Below are 1,198 nucleotides of genomic sequence, written 5' to 3'. Positions count from 1 at the left end.
GGTAATCCCCCCCGAAACTAAGGGGCTGCATAAGTAGAGTTTTCTCGCCAAGATGAACGAGGAGATTCTGAATGAAGACAAGCAGATACACTGAGGCGCAGATCATCGCGATCCTGCGTCAGGCCGAAGGCGGTGTGCCGGTGGCCGAGCTGTGCCGCGAGCATGGCATGAGCAACGCGTCGTTCTACAAGTGGCGGGCGAAGTATGGCGGCATGGATGCGTCCTTGATCAGCCAGATGAAGGCCATCGAGGACGAGAACCGTCGACTGAAGCGGATGTATGCGGACCTGAGCATGCAGGCGGATTTGCTCAAGGAAGCCTTGGGAAAAAAGTGACGCGGCCATCTCAACGCCGCGAGATGGCCGAGAAAGCGGTGGCGCACCACAAGGTCAGCATTGCGCTGGCTTGCCGGGCCTTTGAGGTCAGCGAGACCTGCTATCGTTATGGCCCGAAGTTGAAAGCTGAGAACGAGGAGATCGCCGATATGCTGGTCGGGCTGACCGATGCCCGCAAGACATGGGGGTTCGGCTTGTGTTTCCTGCACTTGCGCAACGTGAAGGGGCATCCGTGGAACCACAAACGGGTCTACCGCATCTATTGCGAGCTGGAACTGAACCTGCGGATCAAGCCGCGCAAGCGGCTGAAACGGGACAAGCCCGATACCTTGGCGGTGCCGGAGGCGCCCAACATGACCTGGTCGATGGACTTCATGGCCGACCGGCTGGGTGATGGGCGCCAGTTCCGGCTGCTAAACGTGCTGGATGACTTCAACCGGGAGGGCCTTGGCATCGAGGTCGACTTTTCCTTGCCCGCCGAGCGTGTGGTCCGGAGCCTTGATCGGATCATCGAATGGCGCGGCAAACCGGGCACCATAAGGGTCGACAACGGCCCGGAATACATCAGTGGCAAGCTGCTGATCTGGGCCGAGAAACACGGCATCACCATCCAGCACATCCAACCCGGACAGCCCCAGCAGAACGCCTACATCGAGCGCTACAACCGCACGGTTCGCCATGAATGGCTCGACCAATACATCATCGAAACCATCGAGGAGGCTCAAGACTTCGCCACGCAATGGCTATGGACTTACAACAACGACCGCCCGAACATGGGCATCGGCGGCATCACCCCCGCCCAGAAACTGAAAATGGCCGCGTAAGTTCTACGAATGCACCCCGTTAAAAATGGGGGGATTACC

Annotated in this window: 1 protein-coding gene; it reads left to right on the top strand. The window is 58.8% G+C overall.

Features of this window, described 5'->3' with window-relative positions; translation table 11 throughout:
• Positions 1 to 71: 71 nt before the first annotated feature.
• A protein-coding gene (locus J5474_RS22455; RefSeq protein WP_209364237.1) for an IS3 family transposase occupies positions 72 to 1,159 on the top strand; the annotation gives its coding sequence in 2 pieces (ribosomal slippage) (positions 72 to 333 and positions 333 to 1,159; 1,089 coding nt in all).
• Positions 1,160 to 1,198: the final 39 nt, after the last annotated feature.

The organism is Sagittula salina (assembly GCF_017813235.1).
GTDB classification, from domain to species: Bacteria; Pseudomonadota; Alphaproteobacteria; order Rhodobacterales; family Rhodobacteraceae; genus Sagittula; species Sagittula salina.
The sequence above is the reverse complement of the archived record's forward strand: the minus strand, read 5'-3'. Positions and strand labels throughout refer to the sequence as shown.